We start from the raw sequence: 19,589 nt of genomic DNA, 5'->3' as shown, positions 1-19,589 counted from the left end.
GGGTTAATGTGCAGATACTGAGGAGAAGAGGGTTAGTATCTGCACAAAGAGGAGGCTAATGTGCAGATACTGAGGAAAAGAGGGTTAGTATCTGTACAAAGAGGAGGCTAATGTGCAGATACTGAGGAAAAGAGGGTTAGTATCTGCACAAAGAGAGGGTTAATGTGCAGATACTGAGGAGAAGAGGGTTAGTATCTGCACAAAGAGGAGGCTAATGTGCAGATACTGAGGAAGAGGATGGTAGTATCTGCACAAAGAGAGGGTTAATGTGCAGATACCAGTGTATAGGAAGGTAGTATCTATACAAAGAGGGGGCGATGTATAGATGCTGGTGGTAGGTGATGTTAATTGTATCTATGTATATCTACACAGTTAACATCTTTATGGGGGGGTTTGCCTAAAGAGAGTCCATTAGGCAAAACCCGTGTAAATTATTGATCACGGTGAGCAAAATTATTAGTTGAGGGTTTATATACACTAGCTCTGTACTTACCTTCTTTAATCATGGTAGAACTTAAAATCCTTCTAATGGTTGCTTTTGAAACTTGTTGATTGCACCAAAAATAAATGTCAGTAGTTGTAAATTCTCCTTTAAATAATATCTGATATTCATCAATTGTTCTTAAAAGACAGGATTTAATCGGTTCTTTTTCTTTACAGTCCTCACAATACAAATAATACCTTGAAAGCGTTACTTCAAATGAGTAGCATTCCTTGCAATAGAATCCTTTTTTATAGTCTTCGGGTGGGTGGTCTGGTGTTTTATCGTAAGGTGATTCGTGTAAGTGATTAAGAATTAGCTGGTTGGCGAGCTCTAGATGGGAATTGGTGATGTGACGATTCATTTTCTCTAATTTGCGGGCAAATGCGTGAAGTTGATTACTAAAGATAAAGTTCGCTGCTTCTTTTCTGGTGGTGTAAAGGTAAAAATGTGGGTTGATGAAAATGACATATGGTTGAATAGGAGGGTGTGGGATATTTCTTTTGGTTAACCATTGTCTTAACAAGGATGCGGTTCTTTCTAGTTGCGTGTTGGGGTTGTTAATTTCTTTTTGTTTTTCTGTGTACAATTTATGATCCTGGAATTCAAAGGTTCCTTGATAATTTTTGATTTCGAAAAGAAACAAGTTCTCAGGTGTTATGATGATTGAATCGATTTGGAGGGTTGAACCGTTTTGTGTAAAGCGGATATCTTGAACATGCGGGAATTGCTCAGGTATGTGCGTGGCGACCCATTGGTCAAAGGCTTTTTCTCCATCAATACCAGACTGGATGTTTCTTAAATGAAATTCTTGCTCGTTACTTTTGACTTTAAGTCGGATAGATAGGCTCCGTTGTATAACTAAGTCCCTAGGGGTATTTCTCTTTTTTAAAATCAACGCAGTGCCTCCTCGCATAAGCATGATAATATAAAGGTACTAGTTCTATAGTAACTTTAGTTTTCCTTCTTTTTTCTACAAATTTTATAAAAATCCTTGTAAAATATGAAAAAAAATTCAAAAAATCAGCTTGTGATATGTAGTAATTTGACGAATCTGCTCCTAATAAAGCAAGCATTATCCACCAAACTCTCTGTTTCTCTGCTCATGTTTTCCCTATGAACAGAAGTTTAATCTACCAGTCAAGGTGTGCTAAGCCGTGATTTCGCAAAAAAGTAAAAGAACTATTCAATAAGTCTTGAAACTATGAATGATTCAAGGTACATTTAAATGAGATAGATTTTACAGCATACGGAAATAACATTGTAGGTAAAGAAAAAATTGAGAGATAAGTGAGGACTAAACATGAGAAAAGTAGCGGTTGTGACAGATAGTACGGCATATCTGCCAAAAGAGCTTCGTAAAAAGTTAGATGTATATATGGTGCCTCTAAATGTCGTTTTTGGACAAGAGTCATTACTAGAGGAGGTCGACATTACGGCAGCTGAGTTTTATGAGAGAATGAAAGGTGAAAAGAATTTACCTACCACTTCTCAGCCTGCAATTGGTCAATTTGCAGAGCTTTTTGAAGATTTGGCGAAAAAAGGTTATGAGCAAGTTGTCTCGATTCACTTATCCAGTAAAATAAGTGGGACGTTTCAATCTGCCATGGCAGCAGCGGATATGGTTGAATCGATTGAAGTATTTGGCTATGACTCGGCGATTAGTTGCTCACCACAAGCACAGCTCGTTTTTGAGGCTGTTCGTTTGGCGGAAGATGGAAAAAAAGCTGAAGAAATTGTAGTACATCTAGATAAGGTGAAAGAAACGCTTCGTGCCTACTTTGTTGTAGATGACCTTAATCATTTACATCGTGGGGGCAGGCTTAATGCGGCTCAATTATTTGTCGGCAATCTATTGAAAATAAAGCCAATTCTTCATTTAGTTGAAGGGAAAATCGTGCCTTATGAAAAAGTGAGAACGGAGAAAAAGGCATTTGCAAAAATCAAAACGTTGCTTGAGCAGGAAGTTTCAAAAAGCGGAGAATTCCAAGTAACGATCATCCATGCGAATTGCGAGGATGAAGCGACAAAGTTAATGGAGGACTTCAAAGCGAGTTTCCCAGAAGCGACTTTTAATTTAAGTTATTTTGGACCAGTAATCGGTACGCACTTAGGGCAAGGTTCGATCGGTATAACATGGTCAAAAAAAGTGGACTAATTCATTTTTACGCATACACAACAAAGACTGCAACTTACGTGGATAAGTGAGCAGTCTTTTTATATGAATTCGATTAACCTTCGTATCCTCTCCTGAAGTAAGAACTTCAGATTTTTCCCCGTAGACATCAGGTAAAGTCTATCCTTTTAGAGTAAACAAGCCATTTCTGATGTCATTAAGACAATCCATAAGCTCTGTTCTAGAATGCTAATCCTTTATATCAGATCACGAACTACAACTCCAAGTATGTCCCTGAAGCCCCCTTATATTTCTAGCTGTCATCGATAACATCATTCTTTTGTTTAATCTGTTTTATTTGTATAGTAAAAAACTAATGATACGGAGGTGTGACAGTTGCTAATAGAGTCATTAGAGCCGAATCATGATACTGCTTTTTTGATCGGAAAGCTATTGTTGAAAAGTGAACTGAACTTATCAGAACGGGAAATCGAGCAATGGCTGAAGGAGAAAAAGCTGGAAAAGAGTCCAGCAATTTTGTTTAGAGGTCGACAGGGACGGCCCGTTTGTGTGCGTTGTCATAATCAAGATTTTTTTCAGTTTGGTCAACATCCTTGTGCGAAGTGTGGTTCGCCTTCTTGTTATTATTGTCGGCATTGCTTAAGTTTAGGTAAAGTTCAGGCATGCCAAGGGTTATATCGTTGGATAGGCGACCAACCGAAGTTGACAAAAGTGGTGAAATCTTTGGCGTGGGAAGGAGAGCTCTCAGTAGGGCAAATTCGTGCATCTGAGCAAATTGTTTCGTGGCTTGAGCAGAAGAAGACCGGATTAGTTTGGGCGGTGTGCGGAGCAGGGAAAACCGAGATCATTTTTAGAGGCTTAGAAAAAGCTTTTGCCAAGGGGTGGCGTGTACTTCTTGCAACACCTCGTACAGATGTGGTGAAGGAGCTTGAGCCGCGGTTTCAGCAGGCTTTTCCTTCGATTAGAATGGCGGCTTTATATGGTGGCAGTGAGCACAAGGATCGTTGTCATATGTTTATTTTAGCAACGACGCATCAGGTGTTGAGATATGAGAACGCATTTGATTGTATCATTGTTGATGAAGTGGATGCATTTCCGTTCTCTTTTGATAAAAGCTTACAGTTTGCGGTGGAGAGAGCTCGGAAGCAAGCAGCTCCGATTATCTATTTAAGTGCGACGCCTAATCAGTCATTACTGAGACAGTCAGAATTACAAATGGTGAAAATTCCAAAGCGTTTTCATGGCTACCCACTACCTGTCCCAAGATTAAAGTGGGTCGGAGATTGGACGAAAAAAATAAAGAAAAGAAAGTTGCCCTCGCCTCTAATCCAATGGCTAACTGAACACCTCACACAGCCGATCTTGTTATTTGTTCCAACGATCGCTGTAGTCGAGCAGTTATCTGATGCGCTTTCTTTGAAAGGATTTAGTCATGGTAAAGTGTATGCTGATGCACGAGATAGACATCAAACAGTCAATGCTTTTCGTGAGGGGAGCATTTCATTACTAGTTACGACGACGATTTTAGAACGCGGTGTTACGATTTCAAATGTTGCGGTTGCTGTTTTAGGGGCAGAAAATCCTGTATTTGATGAGGCGGCACTTGTGCAAATATCGGGTAGGGTTGGCCGTGATCGAAAGTTTCCAGAGGGTGAAATTTGTTTCTTTCATTTTGGGAGAACGCTCGCGATGAATCGGGCCATTCGTCAAGTTAAAATGATGAATCGAGAAGGGACATTATTATCATGACACGGTGTTTATTTTGCTTTTCTTCCTATGTAAAGAAGCCAAGTTGGTCACAGTTACTCTTAATTGAAACGGATTCAGATTTATGTTTGAGGTGCTTAAGGCAGTTAAAGAAGCTAGAAGGGGACCGTTGTCGAATTTGTTCGAGAGAGTTGCTTGTAAGAAATTGGAGTCAAGATGGATGCTGCTTTGATTGTATGCGTTGGCAACGTGATCAAAGGACTCATTTTTTATTGGATAAAAATATCTCGGTCTATCAGTATAATTTATTTATGAAGGAAACGCTGGCTAGCTATAAGTACCGTGGGGATGCGGTCATCGCAGAGTTTTTTGCTCCGAAATTGTATGATTTATATATGAAGCATTTCAGAGGTTATGTGGTAATACCTATTCCCTTAAGCCCGCAACGGTTAATAGAGAGAGGCTTTAACCAAAGTGAGCTGCTACTTACGGGATGGAAAAATGCTACGATTCACCCTGTTTTACAGAGGAAAGAGCGAGAGAAACAAAGTAAAAAATCACGTCGGTTACGACTCGCTTCCTTCGATGATAATCCCTTTTCAATTAAGAAAGAACTGAACAATATTTCACAAAAACTAAACAAAGCGATCCTTATAGACGATATTTATACTACAGGGACAACTTTAAGACAAGCAGCTTATGTTTTAAAGCAAATAGGGGTAGAAGAGGTTGTTTCCCTTACAATCGCACGCTAAAAAGAAAAAAGTGTATCGCTTTGTTGTTTGGGAGGAGAGAATGTTGAGTAATTTAACGAATTGTCCGATATGTGGTCGTTTGTTTATGAAAGGCTTACGAAAAGTCTGTAATACTTGTTTTAAAAAGCAAGAGGAGCAGTTTGAAGTTGTTCGTAGTTACATGAATAAAAAAGAAAATCGGATGGCCACGGTACAAGAAGTTCACGCCTATACAGAAGTACCATATGAAAGAATATATCAATTTATTAGAGAAGGTCGATTATTAACGACCAATTTCCCTAATTTAGGCTATCCTTGTGAATCATGTGGTGACTCGATCCATCAAGGTCGATTATGTGAAAGCTGTAAGGATAGAGTTATAAAGGGTGTTCATCAACATGAACGACAAAAGCAGTTTGAAGAGAATGTGCGTCAAGATCTTACAAGTAAGAATCAGACCTATCGTTCTATTAATATAAATCGTTATAAAGACTGATTAATCATTATTCATTTCGGTCGATACTTTAAGAGAGAAAATAAGAAGACGTGTTAATTGATGAGTATGAATAGATGAAGAATGACACGAATGCAATACATCGAGTCCATTTCTAAAAGGAAGGTGTATCTAGTGAAAGTTAATCCTTATCAAAGCATTAGCAGCCAAATGTATCAAAAGCCAATAGGCAAAGTAGAGGCAACACAAAAAGCAAATTGGAAAAAAGACCAGCTACAAATTTCAGATGAAGCTTTAAAGCTTCAGCAGAAAAACCCTCTTGTGTTAGATAGGCAAGAGCGTGTAGATGAATTGAAAAAGCAAGTTCAAAATGGTGAGTATAAGGTGCAGCCAGAAAAGGTAGCAAAGGCATTTTATGACTATTGGAATGAAAACTTTTAATAAAGGAGTTTACCATGTCATTAACGAAAGTGAAAAATGTTTTACATGAATTGGTAGAAATTCATCAAAAGCTTTTAAAACTAGCAATCAAAAAGACCGATTATATAAAAAAGAATGAAATGAAGAGTCTCGAGCAGCTTGTACGAGAAGAAACGAAATGGGCACAACGCTTAAAAGTGGCCGAGATGGTGCGGATGAGAGAGGTGCAGGCTTTTCTTGAGGGAGTCAATAAGCCGCTATTAAACCCGACGATGAAAGATGTATTAGGAACGGTTGGAAAAGAGGAAGCAGCAGAGCTCATGCAGCTGCAGGAACAGCTTCTTCCGTTAATCATTGAAATGAAACGAGTAAATGATCATAACAAGGAATTGTTAGAGGAATCAATGTCCTACATCCAGTTGTCGATGGACTTACTCTCCCCGCAGTTGACGGATATGCAGTATCAACGAAACCAAGAAGCAATCCCAACCTATGATAATCACACCCGCTCGATATTTGATTCAAAGGCTTAAATAAGAGGCATAGTCCGATAGTGCGGGAAATGCTGGGCAGTTACTCAAAGGAAGAGAGTGAGTAAGAGTGCGAAAAGTGCCGAACGTGACAGTTACTCGAAGGAAGAGAGTGAGTAAATACACGAAAAAGGCTAAACGTGTTAGTTACTCAAGTGCCATGATGTCACAATGAGCTCTTGAGCTTAATGATTTGTCGTAACCTGTCATACTGGATGTGAACTTGACGAGATTCCGTGCATCACCCATTGAACTTTTATACAAAACCCACATGGCGAAGCCCCATTCACTTCGCCACCAACAAAGATGAAAGTAGTGGCGACTTTTTAAACAGTTGGCCCGTTTACAACTCGATCACCATTAGGAGTTGCACGCACAAAAAGGGAGCAGTGTCCTGTTAAGTCAACTATCTCGAGATGGATGACGAGCTAACTTCACGGCACAAACTATCGCCCATAAGTAACTTTCATATAAAAGGAGGATTCCAATGCTATCAACTTTTTCAGGATTAGAAACAGCAAGGCGTGCCTTGATGACACAGCAGCAAGCTTTATATACAGTAGGGCATAATGTCGCTAACGCCAATACAGCAGGATATACAAGACAGCGTGTTAATTTTCAAACGACGGAGGCATATCCGTCAGCAGGGATGAACAGTCCACAAATACCAGGCTCGATGGGGACGGGTGTAAAGGCAGGATCGATTCAACGGATCCGCGATCAATTTTTAGACGTACAATTTCGGAATGAGCATACGAAAACCGGTTATTGGAATGCGAGATATCTTTCATTAGAAAAAATGGAATCACAAATGAATGAGCTTTCTATGGATGGTTTGACGAAGCAGTTGAATGAGTTATGGTCGAAATTTCAGGACCTTGTCCAAAATCCAGCCGAATCGGGTGAACGTTCTGTCGTAAGAGAAACGGCAAAGGCATTAACGGATTCCTTCAATTACATATCGAATTCACTCACACAAATTCAAGATGATTATAAAAATGAGTTAGATGTGCAAACAACTCATCTGAATTCATTGTTAAATCAATTAAATCAGGTTAATAAGCAAATTCGTGACGTTGAGCCACACGGCTATGTGACAAATGATTTATATGATGAACAGGATCGTTTAATTGATGAGATCTCTGGATATATGAAGGTTTCAGTTAGTCGAGAGGAAAGTAGTGGAAAGCCTAACTCAGCTGCAGAGGGTGCAGTTAATTTATTTTTTGTTGATGCTAATGGGACGAGACATGCCATGGTTGATGGTAGCAATCCTGATAATCTTCAACAGATTACGATGACCAAAGATGAGGATGGACATTTTGTTTCAATGAATATAGGAGATGTTAATTTATCCTTTTCTGATATGCCAAACGGTGCTTTAAAAGGGATTGTCGAAGCCTTAGGTTATACAAATGAACAAGGTGAAGTTGTTGGTACATACACAAAGATGCTTGCTCAATTAGATGAGATGGCTTTTGTTTTTGCTAAACAAATTAATGATATTCATAAAAGTGGCTTTACTTTACCAGATGTAAATGGTGAAGTTCATCAAGGGCAAGATTTCTTTACGATTGGTTCTTTAGATTTTAATGACCCGACAAATAAAAAAGGGGCTGCTGCTCTTTTAGCTGTATCGGATCATATTAATCAAAGCTTAAATCATATTGCCGCATCGGGTGTTAATAAGGAAGCTTTAGAAAATGTTGAGCAATATGAAGCAGTTTTAAGAGAAGCTAAGGATACGAATAACTTTGCACTTGTGGCTGATTTTTTAGAAAATGAAGCGGTGTTTAAGCCTGGTGTGCCTAAAGCCTTTCCAGGTGATGCGTCGAATGCTGCATTACTAGCTGATGCAAAAGATATGCAGCTTCAATTCGGAACGTCTACGGCAACAGTTGGTGGTTTCTATCAAAGCGTCATTGGACAAATGGCTGTTGATACGAAGGAAGCTGAACGCCTATTAAATAATTCAGGAAATTTATTGGCAAGTGTTGAATTCAATCGACAATCGGTTAGTAATGTGTCCGTTGATGAAGAATTAACCTTGATGATTCAATATCAGCATGCTTATAATGCGGCTGCACGAAATATAACGATGGTTGATGAGCTTATTGATACGATCATTAATCGAATGGGCTTAGTTGGTCGATAAGGGGGAATAAGAGATGCGAGTTACACCGACAATGATTTCGCAAAATACATTACGTCATATTAATCTAAGCTACCAGAAGTTAGGTCAGCTCTCTGATCAAATGTCGACACAGAAAAAAATTACACGTCCTTCACAAGACCCGGTTGTTGCGATGAAGGGGATGATGTACCGTACACAAGTAGCTGAAGTTACTCAGTTTAAAAGGAATTTAAGTGAAGTTTATAACTGGATGGATACGGCTGATTCTGCCTTAGGTGAGGCGACCGATGCGTTAAAGAGAATACGTGATTTAGCCACTCAAGCATCGAATGACTCCTATGATGCGAGCGAAAGGGCAAATATTGCCAAAGAAGTAAAGCAGTTACGTCTCCATTTGGAATCGATTGCGAATACGAAATCAGGGAATAAGTATATTTTTAATGGGACTGATACGTTGTCGCCGCCTGTTATTAATTCCAATGACTTGAATCAGCCATTATCGACGTTATTTACTGCCGATGCCAATTTAGAACAGTTTCAACTGATTCATGGTGGGCGTACCTTTGAATATGTAGGAGAAAATGCCAATGGTGAATTTGTCTTTCAAGATGTAAATCAAATCGGTAACCCTGAATTTGATGACCCAGCATTTGCTGACACAGCTTTTCAATTAACTGTGTCAGAGGAAAATGATATCCGTTTTCTGCAACCGAATCGTGATACAGGGGAAGTGGACTCAACGACGGTACGTACAAATGATCTCGTTATCGCTGATAAACAGGCTGTTTCAGCTAACTCTCAGGCGGTTGAAGTTGAATTAATGAAGGGTGTAAAAGTACAGGTTAATATTAATCCGAATGATGTATTTAGCAACCAATTATTTGGCGATATTATCCGATTTGAACAAGCCTTAGAAGACCCATCTTTAACCGGTGAACAGCTAACTGGGTACATTGACCAATTTTTAGGACATATTGATCAAGTTGTATCTCAAAGAGCCGAGTTAGGGGCAAGAACCAATCGCGTTGAAATGATGGAGAATCGTATTCTTGATCAAGAAATTAGTGCGAAGAAAATGATGTCTGATAATGAAGATGCGGATATGGAAGAAGTGATTATGAATTTAATTATTCAAGAGAATATCCATAATGCAGCTCTAGGGACGGGTGCAAGAATTATGCAGCCGACGTTATTAGACTTTCTAAGATAAAAAGGAAAATCATTTATACATCTAAATGATAAATCCTCCAGAAAGTAAAATAAGGAATTCGGTATGGAGGGGAGGCTTTACCAGTGCGAGTACCAGAACTTCATATTAACCAGATTTGGGCTCAAATCGGTATTCACAAAAATGAGCCTCCTGTCCAAATTAGGCAGAAGCAAGCTCAATTGTTTATTGATCAAAAGATTGATGAAGTGATTCAAATCCGAACAAGTCAATCGAGCTTACATATCGATCAAAGTGAAGCATTTGCCGACGCTCATTTGAAAAGTCCATTAAGGTATGCAAAAGAGTTTTATCAGAAAATGATACCTGCTGTTCACACCTATATTTCAAAAAAGGTCAACCAGGGGAAACAGTTGCAGGCAATTCACTTATACACGAATCCGATTGCCAATATAGCCAGACATGAAACTGTAAAAGCAACACCAAGCAGTCAAATTGCTTATATGCCAAAAAGTCTTGACCGCGTCAAATTTCATTATCAGCCTAGTGAAGTGCACATTCAGGCTCCAGATGGATATGTGGATATTCATGTCCAAAAGCATGACCCGCAAATCCACATTCAAAAGTGGCAAGCCGATGTCTATGTCCGCCAGAAAAATGCGATCTCCTTTCATGTACAAGACCAAGCCGTCAATCGTGCTCTTTAGGTCTTGTACCTCTCCTTTTTCCCCGCTTTTACTTTCCGTAACTATTACAAACAAAAAAAGATTGCCCCATTTTGCCTATGTTTATCTCAAGAAAAAAACAATTAAAAGTCATTCTAATAAATAGAGAGTGATCATGACGCTCACTTATTTTATACATATTGAATTTAATTTACGTGGAAAGATTATGCTACAATGAACCTATAAAAAGTCATTTAAGAGAGGTGTTACCATGAAGATTCAAACAAAATATCATGGGCAAATTGAGCTGAAAAATGAACAGCTTTTCCACTTTGCAAAAGGACTTCCTGCTTTTGAGAGTGAAAAGCAATTTGTTCTTTTATCCTTAGAGGAAGAAAGTCCTTTTTATGTACTGCAATCCACTGAAACAGCCGATGTTGCTTTTATTTGTGTCGAGCCTTTTTCTTATATACAAGATTATCAAGTTCAATTAAGTAAACAAGTGATTGAAGAACTTAACATTACCTCAAACGAACAGGTCGCTATCTTTGTTTTACTAACGGTTAAGGAACCATTTATGGAAACAACCGCTAATTTGCAGGGGCCGATTGTATTGAATATGAAAAAGCAAAAAGGTAGACAGTTTATGATGAATGACTCACTTTACCAGACGAAAGAACGAATCTTTAAACAGTCTGTTGTTAAGGGGGAAAAGTAATGCTTGTATTGACGAGAAAAAGCAATGAATCAATTAAAATTGGCGACGATATCGAAGTAACAATCGTAAGTGTCGAGGGTGAACAAGTAAAACTAGGTATTCAAGCCCCCAAGCATATTGAGATTCATAGAAAAGAAATTTATTTAGCGATTCAATCTGAAAATCATGAAGCGGCGAAAACCGTATCATTAGAGAGTTTAAAGTCATTTTTGAAGGGATAATGTATCAAAAGTCCTGGTATTTTCGTTGTAGTATGTTTTATATAAAGCAAAGGTAACAGATAGATAAAATATATAGTGTATTTATATGAAATATCGGTAATTGTACCAATTTACATAGCCTTTAATCTCCTTTACTATTAGATTATAACCAAAACGGAATATGAACGAAGCAAATAACTTATATCTGTTTATATTTTTTGGTCATTTTTAACATTTCGTTTTGCGGATATTTCGAATTGCGTAAATTGTAGGAATTTGTTAAAGAACCTTTTCGCCTCATTTTTGACACATAATAAAAAGACAAAAAGAAACATTTTTCGAGTAATTTTGTTCTTTGTAAAGAATTATTAGGACTTAAGTACCCAGTAAAAAGGAGTGTGTTATCTAGGTCGTTTCCATGTAAATTCCATTAATTCGCTAATGCTTTTCTAGGAAAATATTAGAAGATTTATAAAAAGGAAAAAAACAGACTGATAACCTACAAATTTTGGTGAAAACAGTTAAGAGGTGTATGATAAAGTTCATTATATAGAATTTTTTGGGTCTATCCGTCTATAAAAAAGACCTATTCACACCTAATACAGTAAGTAGTACATTCATTATATTGTTACTCTTTCTATTACCGTGACTTTCGAATCAATTAATAGAAAGGGATTAATGGTTTCAACAGCTTTTTTAAGTTTATATATTAGGATAACGAGGAGGAGAGGGCTAATGGATTCAGCGCATTCACTGAGGGAACAACAGGTCAGCCTAATTTGCAGCGACAATCATTTAAAAGCCAAGCTATACACAGAATTTATGAATGAATCCATCGAGTCAGTCCAGGTCATTTGCCATCAGGATTTGAATGCTATTATTGAAAACATGAATGCCAAAAGTACCGAACACTTATATGTGATTTTGTATGAAAATCAAGATTATTTAGTTCAAAAGCTACTTTTAAAATTTCCTAAGGTCCATATTTTTCAATATTCGGATTGCGTTAACTCTTTAATTAATAAAATGCATGCAGCCAAATCATGTCAGCAATACATTGATCAGGCATATCAGCAAGAAGTGTTAAAGATTGTTCAACAGCATTCCATTCACGAAGAGCCAGAGCAAGAGTTGTTTTCACTAACACCTAAGGCGAGAGAGGTTTTTACAGAAACAGAAAGTACGGTCATTACTTTAATGATCGAAGGTCTATCTATTAAAGAAATTGCCGAGAAAATATACCTATCGCCCTATACGGTGACAGGTTATGTGGAAGCAATTAAGCGTAAACTAAAGGTTTCAAGTAAGCTTCAGCTCATTAACCGTATGTTTAAAAACGGCTACGTGAATAGAGGGTAATTTTTACAAAATTAAACCATAAAAGTAAATATTCTTGAAACGTTTAAAAGCATGAAGGGGTTGGGCTCTTGGTGCTTTTTGTTTTGTAAGTTAGCTAATGGAGGTATTCTTCTCTGCAATAATAGCGCTGAGACGGGACAAGGCATGCAACTTTTTTTATTATGCTGTTGGTAAACCGTTGCAATCTGAAACTTTCGAACTAAAAATCTTATAAGGAAAAAATCATAAATAAATTCAAAAAAAGTCTAAACTTCATAAAAGTCATGTCGATAATAGAGTTGTAGAGTTAATCAACAAGAAATGTGGCCGGCATTTCAAACTGAAGCAGCTCTAAAAAAACTAATATCCAACCACAAGGATGTGGGCGGAGCAAACTCAAGGAGGAAATTAGAAATGATTATTAATCACAATTTACCAGCAATGAATGCACATCGTGCGATGGGGATTAACCTTAACCAAGGTCAACAAGCGATGGAGAAGCTATCTTCTGGATTACGTATTAACCGTGCTGGCGACGATGCAGCTGGTTTATCGATTTCTGAAAAAATGCGTGGACAAATCCGAGGATTGGATCAAGCATCTCGTAATGCACAAGATGGTATTTCAATGATTCAAACAGCTGAAGGTGCTTTAAATGAAGTACATGAAATCTTACAGCGTCAACGTGAATTAGCTGTTCAAGCTTCTAATGACACTAATATTGATGTTGATAGAGAGGCACTACAAGCTGAGTTTGAAGAACTATCAAATGAAATTGAAAGAATCATGGAAAATACTCAGTTTAACCAACAGAACTTACTTGATGGTACTACTGGTACTACTGGATCTGTGGTATTCCAGGTTGGTGCAAATTCAAACGAAACAATGACGTTAGATTTCACAACTGAAGGTATCGATCTTACATCAGTACATGCCGCAGTAGATGCACTTGATATTTCTGGCAGTCAAGGTGATGCAACAGCAGCAATTGATTTAATTAATGCGGAGATTGAAAAAGTTTCAAGTGGTCGCTCATTGTTAGGTGCTTACCAAAACCGCCTTGAGCACACAATCAAAAACTTAGACAATGCGTCTGAGAACTTACAAGCTGCTGAGTCTCGTATCCGTGACGTAGATATGGCTAAAGAAATGATGGAGTTCACTAGAACGAACATTCTTAACCAAGCTTCACAAGCGATGCTTGCTCAAGCTAACCAACAGCCACAAGCTGTACTTCAATTATTACGTTAATTTTACTTCGAAAAGATCTAGGTCCTCCTGGGTCTTTTTCTTTTGGAAAAAAGAAGCATTCTTAGCAAAAGTCATTAACTTCCTAAGCAATAGACCGATATAAGAGGTAAGAAAAAATTTGATAAGGAGTGAAAGAGATGGAGGTCCAATCAGCTTCTAGTTACTATACAAATGTAAAAGGATATCAAGCCAATCAATCGAAACAGTCCGCTCAAGCAGAATTATCAAGGGGAGCTGTGGAACCTACAAAACAGGTCGTTCAACAGCATGTACATGAGTTGAACAAAATAACAGATTCCATGAATGCGAGTGTGCGATTTGCCCTACACGAGGATTTGGATGAATATTATGTTGAAATTGTTGATCGAGTAACAAATGAAGTGATTAAGGAGGTTCCTCCAAAAAAACTCCTTGATATATATGCTGCTTTTCGAGATACAATTAGTTTATTTTTTGATAAGAAAATTTAGAGGGTGGTGAGCTTGTGAGAATTGGTGGATTAGCAAGTGGTATTGATACAGAAAGTATGATTAAACAACTGATGCAGGCGGAAAGAATTCCTCTTGACCGTCATTTTCAGCGGAAGCAAACATTAGAGTGGCAAAGAGATAAATATCGGGATGTGAATTTGTTATTAAAAAAGCTCGATGATGCAGCCTATAATATTCGTTTACGTTCATCTTTAAATACAAAAGTGGCAAATTCAGATAGTAAGGCATTTATAGCAGAGCCTAATGCGGAGGTAAGGAATGGAGCCTTTCAGCTTAAAGTAAATCAGGTTGCCACACAGACAAGAAATATTAGTGAAAACACTATCTCAAATGGAGATATGAAAATTCGTACTAATTCCGCTTTGAATAGCCAGGAATTTTATGCAGGTGACATTGATTCTTACGATGGTGAGGAGTTTTCCATTACCACTTATAATAGCAAGGGTGAAGAAGTAACGAAAAGCTTTACTATTGATACAAGTAAATCTTTAGATAGTCTTTTTAGGGAAGTAAATGCAGCTGGTCTCGGTATCAAAATGTCCTATAACTCTAGTTATGATAAAGTAATAATTGAACGTACGGAAACAGGTGTTTTTGATGCGGCGGACGGAAGTAATACCAACCAGATTTCTTTTGGAGGGGATTTAGGGTTTCTAAATAATGTCCTACATATCCAACAAGAAAATGAAGTAGCAGGTACGAATGCTGAAATTGAATTTATTGATTCCTTTATGTCTACAGAACCTATTGTAATGGACTCTCGTAGTAATCGTGTCTCAGTTGGAGGTATTGCTTTTACGTTATCGGAAGTAACGGCTGACTTTGAAACGTTCCGAGTAGATACAAATACCGATGATGCGTTTGAAAAGGTCAAGTCATTTGTAGATACATACAATGAGACGATTACTGAGATTCGAGCAATGTTAACTGAGCCGAACTTTCGTGATTTTCCACCTTTAACGGATGAGCAAAGAAGGGAATTATCTGAGCGTGAAGCGGAGCTTTGGGATGAAAAAGCAACAAGTGGATTATTACGAAATGACCCACTGCTCAATTCTTTGTTATCCACGATGCGTGCGAGCTTGTATGCTCCTGTGCAGACAGGTGGTCAATTTAATCAAATTACTCAATTGGGAATTAGTACGAGTAATGATTATACAATGGGTGGTTTCTTGGAGCTTGATGAAGATAAGCTTCGGGCTGCTTTAGCGGAGGATCCGGATTCGGTTCATCAGATTTTAAACGGAACAGCTGATCCTAGTTTAACGAGTATCAAACAAGCTGACCGAACTCAGCAACAAAAAAATGAGATTTATAACCAAACTGGTCTAATAGGACGAGTCAGAGCAGATATCTCAAATACAATGAATTCGATTGTCGATCGAGCAGGTAATGAGAATAGAACGGAGCATCAGTATATAATTGGTACTCAGCTTCTTGATGTTAATAAGCGAATTGAGGCGTTTGAAACGAGATTAGCTCGAATCGAGAGTCGTTACTGGGCACAGTTTTCGAGAATGGAAGCTATGATGAATCAAGCGAATTCACAAGCAGCGTCCTTAATGCAGTTCTTTGCTCAATAACGATTAACATAGAAAGGATGTACACAACGTGGCAATGAGAAATCCATATCAAACGTATCAAAATAACAAGGTTGAAACTTCTTCGCCAGCCGAGCTGACCTTGATGCTTTATAATGGAGCATTAAAATTTAGTGGTCTAGCAAAAAAAGCAATGAATGACGGTCATATCGCAGAATCTAATACAAATATTCTTAAGGTCCAGAATATCGTTCGTGAGCTTATGGTTACTTTAAAGGTTGATACGGAGTTAGGGAAGAATATGTTAGCTTTATATGATTACACATTAAACTTGCTTATCGAGGCTAATATGGAAAAGGATATAACCAAACTCGATTCGGCGACAGATATGATTACACAATTCCGAGATACATGGAAAGAAGCATTACAAATTGATAGAAAGCAAAGGTTTGGTAATGAAGGAAAGTAAGCTTGGAACTTTCCTGGAACTCATACAAGTTACGGAATTACTCGTACACAAGGTTCGCAATCCATTAAGTGATGATGTTGATGCGAGAGAGTCCCAAATCGCTGAAATGGAAAAGCTTCTTAAAGAGAGAGAGTTGTTAATTGCAAACTTAGATCATGATGTGAAAGATCAAGTTTCTATTGAACGGAAACAACAATTAATGCAACTGAGTCAAGAAATGGAGCTAGGGTTAGAACGGAATCGTGATCAAATTAAAAGAAATATTAATCAAATGAAACAAAAAAAGAAGCTTAATCGCAAGTATGATAACCCTTATACGGCACCTACACAAGAAGGTATCTTTTTTGATAAGCGTGAGTAACGCATGAATGTAGGGGTGAATTTCTTGAATTATTGTCTGTATAATTATAAAAAACCACTCTAATATTAGAGTGGTTTTGTTCGTTATTATTCTTCGCTGTCTTCTTCCTCAACGATTTCGTCTTCTTCCATACCTTCTAGGCCACCAAGCATTTCCTCGTCGATTTCTACAGCGGAGTCAATGACTTCGTCTGGTACAACGATTGTGTCAACTTGGTCGTAATTGGTGAATGTACCTGACGTTGTTTGTGTCATGGTCATTGTTACGCCTTCTTCTTCCATATTAAGTTCCATTGTCATCGTCATATCGATCGCTTCTTGAAGGAACGTTTCTTTATTAATATATAATGAATACGATAGGTCAGAAATCGTCATCATATTTAAAAGGAATTCCATTTCTTCTCCAGCTGCTCCGGTCATTGACATAACCTCATCGGCTAATGCTTCAAGGTTTTGGTCAGAACCACTTACAGTAAGAACATAAGAATCACCTTCTTCGGTTACTTCAATCTCATCACCGAAGCTACGTAATAATTCAATTTGCTCTTCAGGTGTTGCTTCTACAGAACCTAATGCCAAAATTTCATCGTGCATTTCGTCTGGATATTTGAGCCATTCATCAAGGGAAGGTTCATATTGGAACATGCCGTCCTCTGTTAAATACGTTTCAGATGTAAAAGAGTCACCAAGTTCATCGATGGCCATTTCAATCGTTTGGTACATAGAAAATGGCTCCATCATAGCATCCATATTCATTGTAATGCCAGTTGTCATTGAACTTGAGCCGAGCTCTGGATCAACTTCACCAAAATCAATCACTTGGTCAACTTTCATTTCTGAAGAGAAGCTATTGATGGCATTCATGGCTTCCATACTTTGTGTAAGAATATCTTCTGCTGATAACCCCTCTGTACCCTCGTTCTCTTCGTTATCTTGATCTGCTACCTCTTCTGTATCATTGTCTACATGTTCATCTGCTGGTGCATCAGCATCATCATTGCTACATGCTCCTAAAATTAAAGCACCAGAAAGGAATAGACTTAACCAAAGTTTTTTCATATAGGAATCTCCTTCTTTATCAAAATAGTGAACGGTTGTTATTTTACTAGATATTAGGTGACTTGAACAGGAAAAACCATTGGAAAATAAAAGTAAAGCAATGAGACTCATATTGAAAATGGGGAAAAAGGATGAAAAACTAAAAATGAAAGGAAGAAGTATGAGAAACTTTGAAAGGGTTATTTTTTATTTAAATATAATAAAAGATAAAGTGTGATAAGAGTGAAAGAGGAGTGCGATAAGAGAAACTATGTGAATTAACAGTATTTTCGCTTATTTGAAGACAGGGAAGGTTGGAGTAATCATTATTTTGAATGGAATAAAATATGTAAAAGTGTCGGTGAATAAATGAAATTAACAAATGAAAGGACTTTTGACTTATTTTCTCAGGAAAAAGAAAGCGATATCATTTATTCTTGTAAATTCGATAAAATCCAACATACGGTGACAAAAAAGGCGATACAAAAGCGTTTGACAATATTTAAGGAGGTTGTTATAGTAAAACTGTGGTAATTATCCACAGCAATTTTAGTAACGAAGGGAATGTGAAAATATGCAAGGAAAAGTAAAATGGTTTAACGCAGAAAAAGGTTTTGGTTTCATCGAGCGCGAAGACGGAGATGACGTATTCGTACACTTCTCAGCTATCAATTCTGAGGGTTTCAAATCTCTAGATGAAGGTCAAGACGTAGAATTTGAAATCGTAGAAGGTGCTCGTGGTCCACAAGCTGCGAACGTAGTTAAGCTTTAATTCACATTCCTGGGTAGGAAATGAATCATAGCTAATAACCATTCAACCCATCTCTTAGGAGGTGGGTTTTTTTCTATCTTATGTTTGAATTTTTGCGCGAAAAAAAGCAAGAATAGCTTAATATTGATATTTGATTGCTAAGATGGCTTAAAGACTTGTTTCGTTTGTTTTTCTTATAAAATTCACACGGAGAAGCCTATTTCACTTCGCGACAAGTAAAGATAGAAAGTAGTGTCTGGCTAAGAGGCAGTTAATGCGGAGCAAACGAAAATACGCAGCAATGAGGTCGAAAAGAGAGCCAACAATACGGCGTAAGTGAATAAGAGAGTCAATTTGATATCAAAAAAAGCGTATTTACAGCCATTAACACGGATATTTATCCAACCTGATTTTAGCATTTGACCTCAATAATGTTCATTTAGTGTATTCTTTAACTGGTGGCTTTTCATTCACTTTGCTCTTTTTCTTTATTTTGTTGTAAGAATGGTTTTGAACTTGAGAATTATAAGTAATCTAGCGGGCGAGTCATACGGAGACACCCGGGGACCTAGTGGCAGAGCGGAGATCCGCTGGCTGTGCCGATTAGTTCAGCGTCATCCAGCAGGACGCGGAGCATGATTTTTCGGCAGCAACGAGTTACGCTCTATGTTCGCACTAACTATCATATAAAACGCCCATGTCGGAGCCAAAATCAGCTCCGACACCAGCAAAAATGAAAGTCATCTTTCACCACCTTAAGGTATATAAGGGTTTGTGCAGATACGGAAGCCAAACCACGGAGTATCTGCACAAAGAGAGGGCTAATGTGCAGATACTGAGGCAAAACCACGGAGTATCTGCACAAAGGTGGGATTAATGTGCAGATACTGAGGCAAAACCACGGAGTATCTGCACAAAGAGAGGGTTAATGTGCAGATACTGAGGCAAAACCACGGAGTATCTGCACAAAGAGAGGGTTAATGTGCAGATACTGAGGCAAAA

At 37.9% G+C, this 19,589-nt stretch carries 20 protein-coding genes; 18 read left to right on the top strand and 2 right to left on the bottom strand.

Annotated features, from left to right (window positions below; translation table 11 throughout):
• Positions 1 to 431: 431 nt before the first annotated feature.
• Positions 432 to 1,379: a nuclease-related domain-containing protein gene (locus tag PQ479_RS21710; protein WP_047987135.1), complete on the bottom strand. Its 948-nt coding sequence runs from the start codon at positions 1,377 to 1,379 to the stop codon at positions 432 to 434.
• A gap of 405 nt (positions 1,380 to 1,784) precedes the next feature.
• Between PQ479_RS21710 and PQ479_RS21705 the strand changes: the two genes are divergently transcribed.
• From PQ479_RS21705 to fliT, 17 genes are all read left to right on the top strand, one after another.
• A complete protein-coding gene (locus tag PQ479_RS21705; RefSeq protein WP_047987136.1) occupies positions 1,785 to 2,639 on the top strand; it encodes a DegV family protein in 855 nt (284 codons plus the stop codon).
• Positions 2,640 to 2,993: 354 nt separating this feature from the next.
• Complete coding sequence (locus PQ479_RS21700; protein ID WP_047987137.1) at positions 2,994 to 4,367, top strand: ATP-dependent helicase ComFA; 1,374 nt, start codon at positions 2,994 to 2,996, stop codon at positions 4,365 to 4,367.
• Between the two features lie 230 nt (positions 4,368 to 4,597).
• Positions 4,598 to 5,080, top strand: coding sequence for a ComF family protein (locus PQ479_RS21695; protein ID WP_273717208.1), 483 nt, complete (start codon positions 4,598 to 4,600; stop codon positions 5,078 to 5,080).
• Between the two features lie 43 nt (positions 5,081 to 5,123).
• Positions 5,124 to 5,555 (top strand): TIGR03826 family flagellar region protein, encoded by a 432-nt coding sequence (locus tag PQ479_RS21690; protein WP_053070312.1) that lies wholly within the window; start codon positions 5,124 to 5,126, stop codon positions 5,553 to 5,555.
• A 132-nt stretch (positions 5,556 to 5,687) separates the two neighbouring features.
• Complete coding sequence (gene flgM, locus PQ479_RS21685) at positions 5,688 to 5,954, top strand: flagellar biosynthesis anti-sigma factor FlgM (protein WP_047987140.1); 267 nt, start codon at positions 5,688 to 5,690, stop codon at positions 5,952 to 5,954.
• 14 nt (positions 5,955 to 5,968) lie between these two features.
• Positions 5,969 to 6,466, top strand: coding sequence for a flagellar protein FlgN (locus tag PQ479_RS21680; protein ID WP_053070288.1), 498 nt, complete (start codon positions 5,969 to 5,971; stop codon positions 6,464 to 6,466).
• A gap of 484 nt (positions 6,467 to 6,950) precedes the next feature.
• Entirely contained in the window at positions 6,951 to 8,618 is a 1,668-nt protein-coding gene (gene flgK, locus PQ479_RS21675) for a flagellar hook-associated protein FlgK (protein WP_047987141.1), read from the top strand.
• 13 nt (positions 8,619 to 8,631) lie between these two features.
• Complete coding sequence (gene flgL, locus PQ479_RS21670; RefSeq protein WP_047987142.1) at positions 8,632 to 9,807, top strand: flagellar hook-associated protein FlgL; 1,176 nt, start codon at positions 8,632 to 8,634, stop codon at positions 9,805 to 9,807.
• Positions 9,808 to 9,890: 83 nt separating this feature from the next.
• On the top strand, positions 9,891 to 10,472 hold the full coding sequence (locus PQ479_RS21665; protein ID WP_047987143.1) for a DUF6470 family protein: 582 nt from the start codon (positions 9,891 to 9,893) through the stop codon (positions 10,470 to 10,472).
• Positions 10,473 to 10,701: 229 nt separating this feature from the next.
• Entirely contained in the window at positions 10,702 to 11,148 is a 447-nt protein-coding gene (gene fliW / locus PQ479_RS21660; RefSeq protein WP_047987144.1) for a flagellar assembly protein FliW, read from the top strand.
• Positions 11,148 to 11,369: a carbon storage regulator CsrA gene (csrA, locus tag PQ479_RS21655; RefSeq protein WP_047987145.1), complete on the top strand. Its 222-nt coding sequence runs from the start codon at positions 11,148 to 11,150 to the stop codon at positions 11,367 to 11,369. Before fliW ends, csrA begins: the two co-directional genes overlap by 1 nt.
• A gap of 714 nt (positions 11,370 to 12,083) precedes the next feature.
• Entirely contained in the window at positions 12,084 to 12,707 is a 624-nt protein-coding gene (locus PQ479_RS21650) for a LuxR C-terminal-related transcriptional regulator (protein ID WP_047987146.1), read from the top strand.
• 393 nt (positions 12,708 to 13,100) lie between these two features.
• A complete protein-coding gene (locus PQ479_RS21645) occupies positions 13,101 to 13,937 on the top strand; it encodes a flagellin N-terminal helical domain-containing protein (protein ID WP_047987147.1) in 837 nt (278 codons plus the stop codon).
• Between the two features lie 137 nt (positions 13,938 to 14,074).
• The gene (gene flaG / locus PQ479_RS21640) at positions 14,075 to 14,407 is read left to right on the top strand and encodes a flagellar protein FlaG (protein ID WP_047987148.1); all 333 of its coding nucleotides are present in this window, start codon (positions 14,075 to 14,077) and stop codon (positions 14,405 to 14,407) included.
• Positions 14,408 to 14,421: 14 nt separating this feature from the next.
• Entirely contained in the window at positions 14,422 to 16,011 is a 1,590-nt protein-coding gene (gene fliD, locus PQ479_RS21635) for a flagellar filament capping protein FliD (RefSeq protein ID WP_047987149.1), read from the top strand.
• A 28-nt stretch (positions 16,012 to 16,039) separates the two neighbouring features.
• On the top strand, positions 16,040 to 16,438 hold the full coding sequence (fliS, locus tag PQ479_RS21630; protein ID WP_047987150.1) for a flagellar export chaperone FliS: 399 nt from the start codon (positions 16,040 to 16,042) through the stop codon (positions 16,436 to 16,438).
• Positions 16,425 to 16,799: a flagellar protein FliT gene (gene fliT / locus PQ479_RS21625; protein WP_047987151.1), complete on the top strand. Its 375-nt coding sequence runs from the start codon at positions 16,425 to 16,427 to the stop codon at positions 16,797 to 16,799. Before fliS ends, fliT begins: the two co-directional genes overlap by 14 nt.
• A gap of 86 nt (positions 16,800 to 16,885) precedes the next feature.
• Here fliT and PQ479_RS21620 read toward each other — a convergent pair whose 3' ends face one another.
• Positions 16,886 to 17,857: a DUF6612 family protein gene (locus PQ479_RS21620; RefSeq protein ID WP_047987152.1), complete on the bottom strand. Its 972-nt coding sequence runs from the start codon at positions 17,855 to 17,857 to the stop codon at positions 16,886 to 16,888.
• A 553-nt stretch (positions 17,858 to 18,410) separates the two neighbouring features.
• Here PQ479_RS21620 and PQ479_RS21615 point away from each other — a divergent pair.
• Positions 18,411 to 18,608, top strand: a complete 198-nt coding sequence (locus PQ479_RS21615; protein ID WP_012960443.1) for a cold shock domain-containing protein — start codon at positions 18,411 to 18,413, stop codon at positions 18,606 to 18,608.
• Positions 18,609 to 19,589 lie beyond the last annotated feature (981 nt).

Source organism: Alkalihalobacillus pseudalcaliphilus (genome assembly GCF_028610675.1).
GTDB lineage: Bacteria > Bacillota > Bacilli > Bacillales > Bacillaceae_D > Alkalihalobacillus > Alkalihalobacillus pseudalcaliphilus.
Note: the sequence above shows the minus strand (reverse complement) of the source record. Positions and strands in the feature narration are given on the sequence as shown.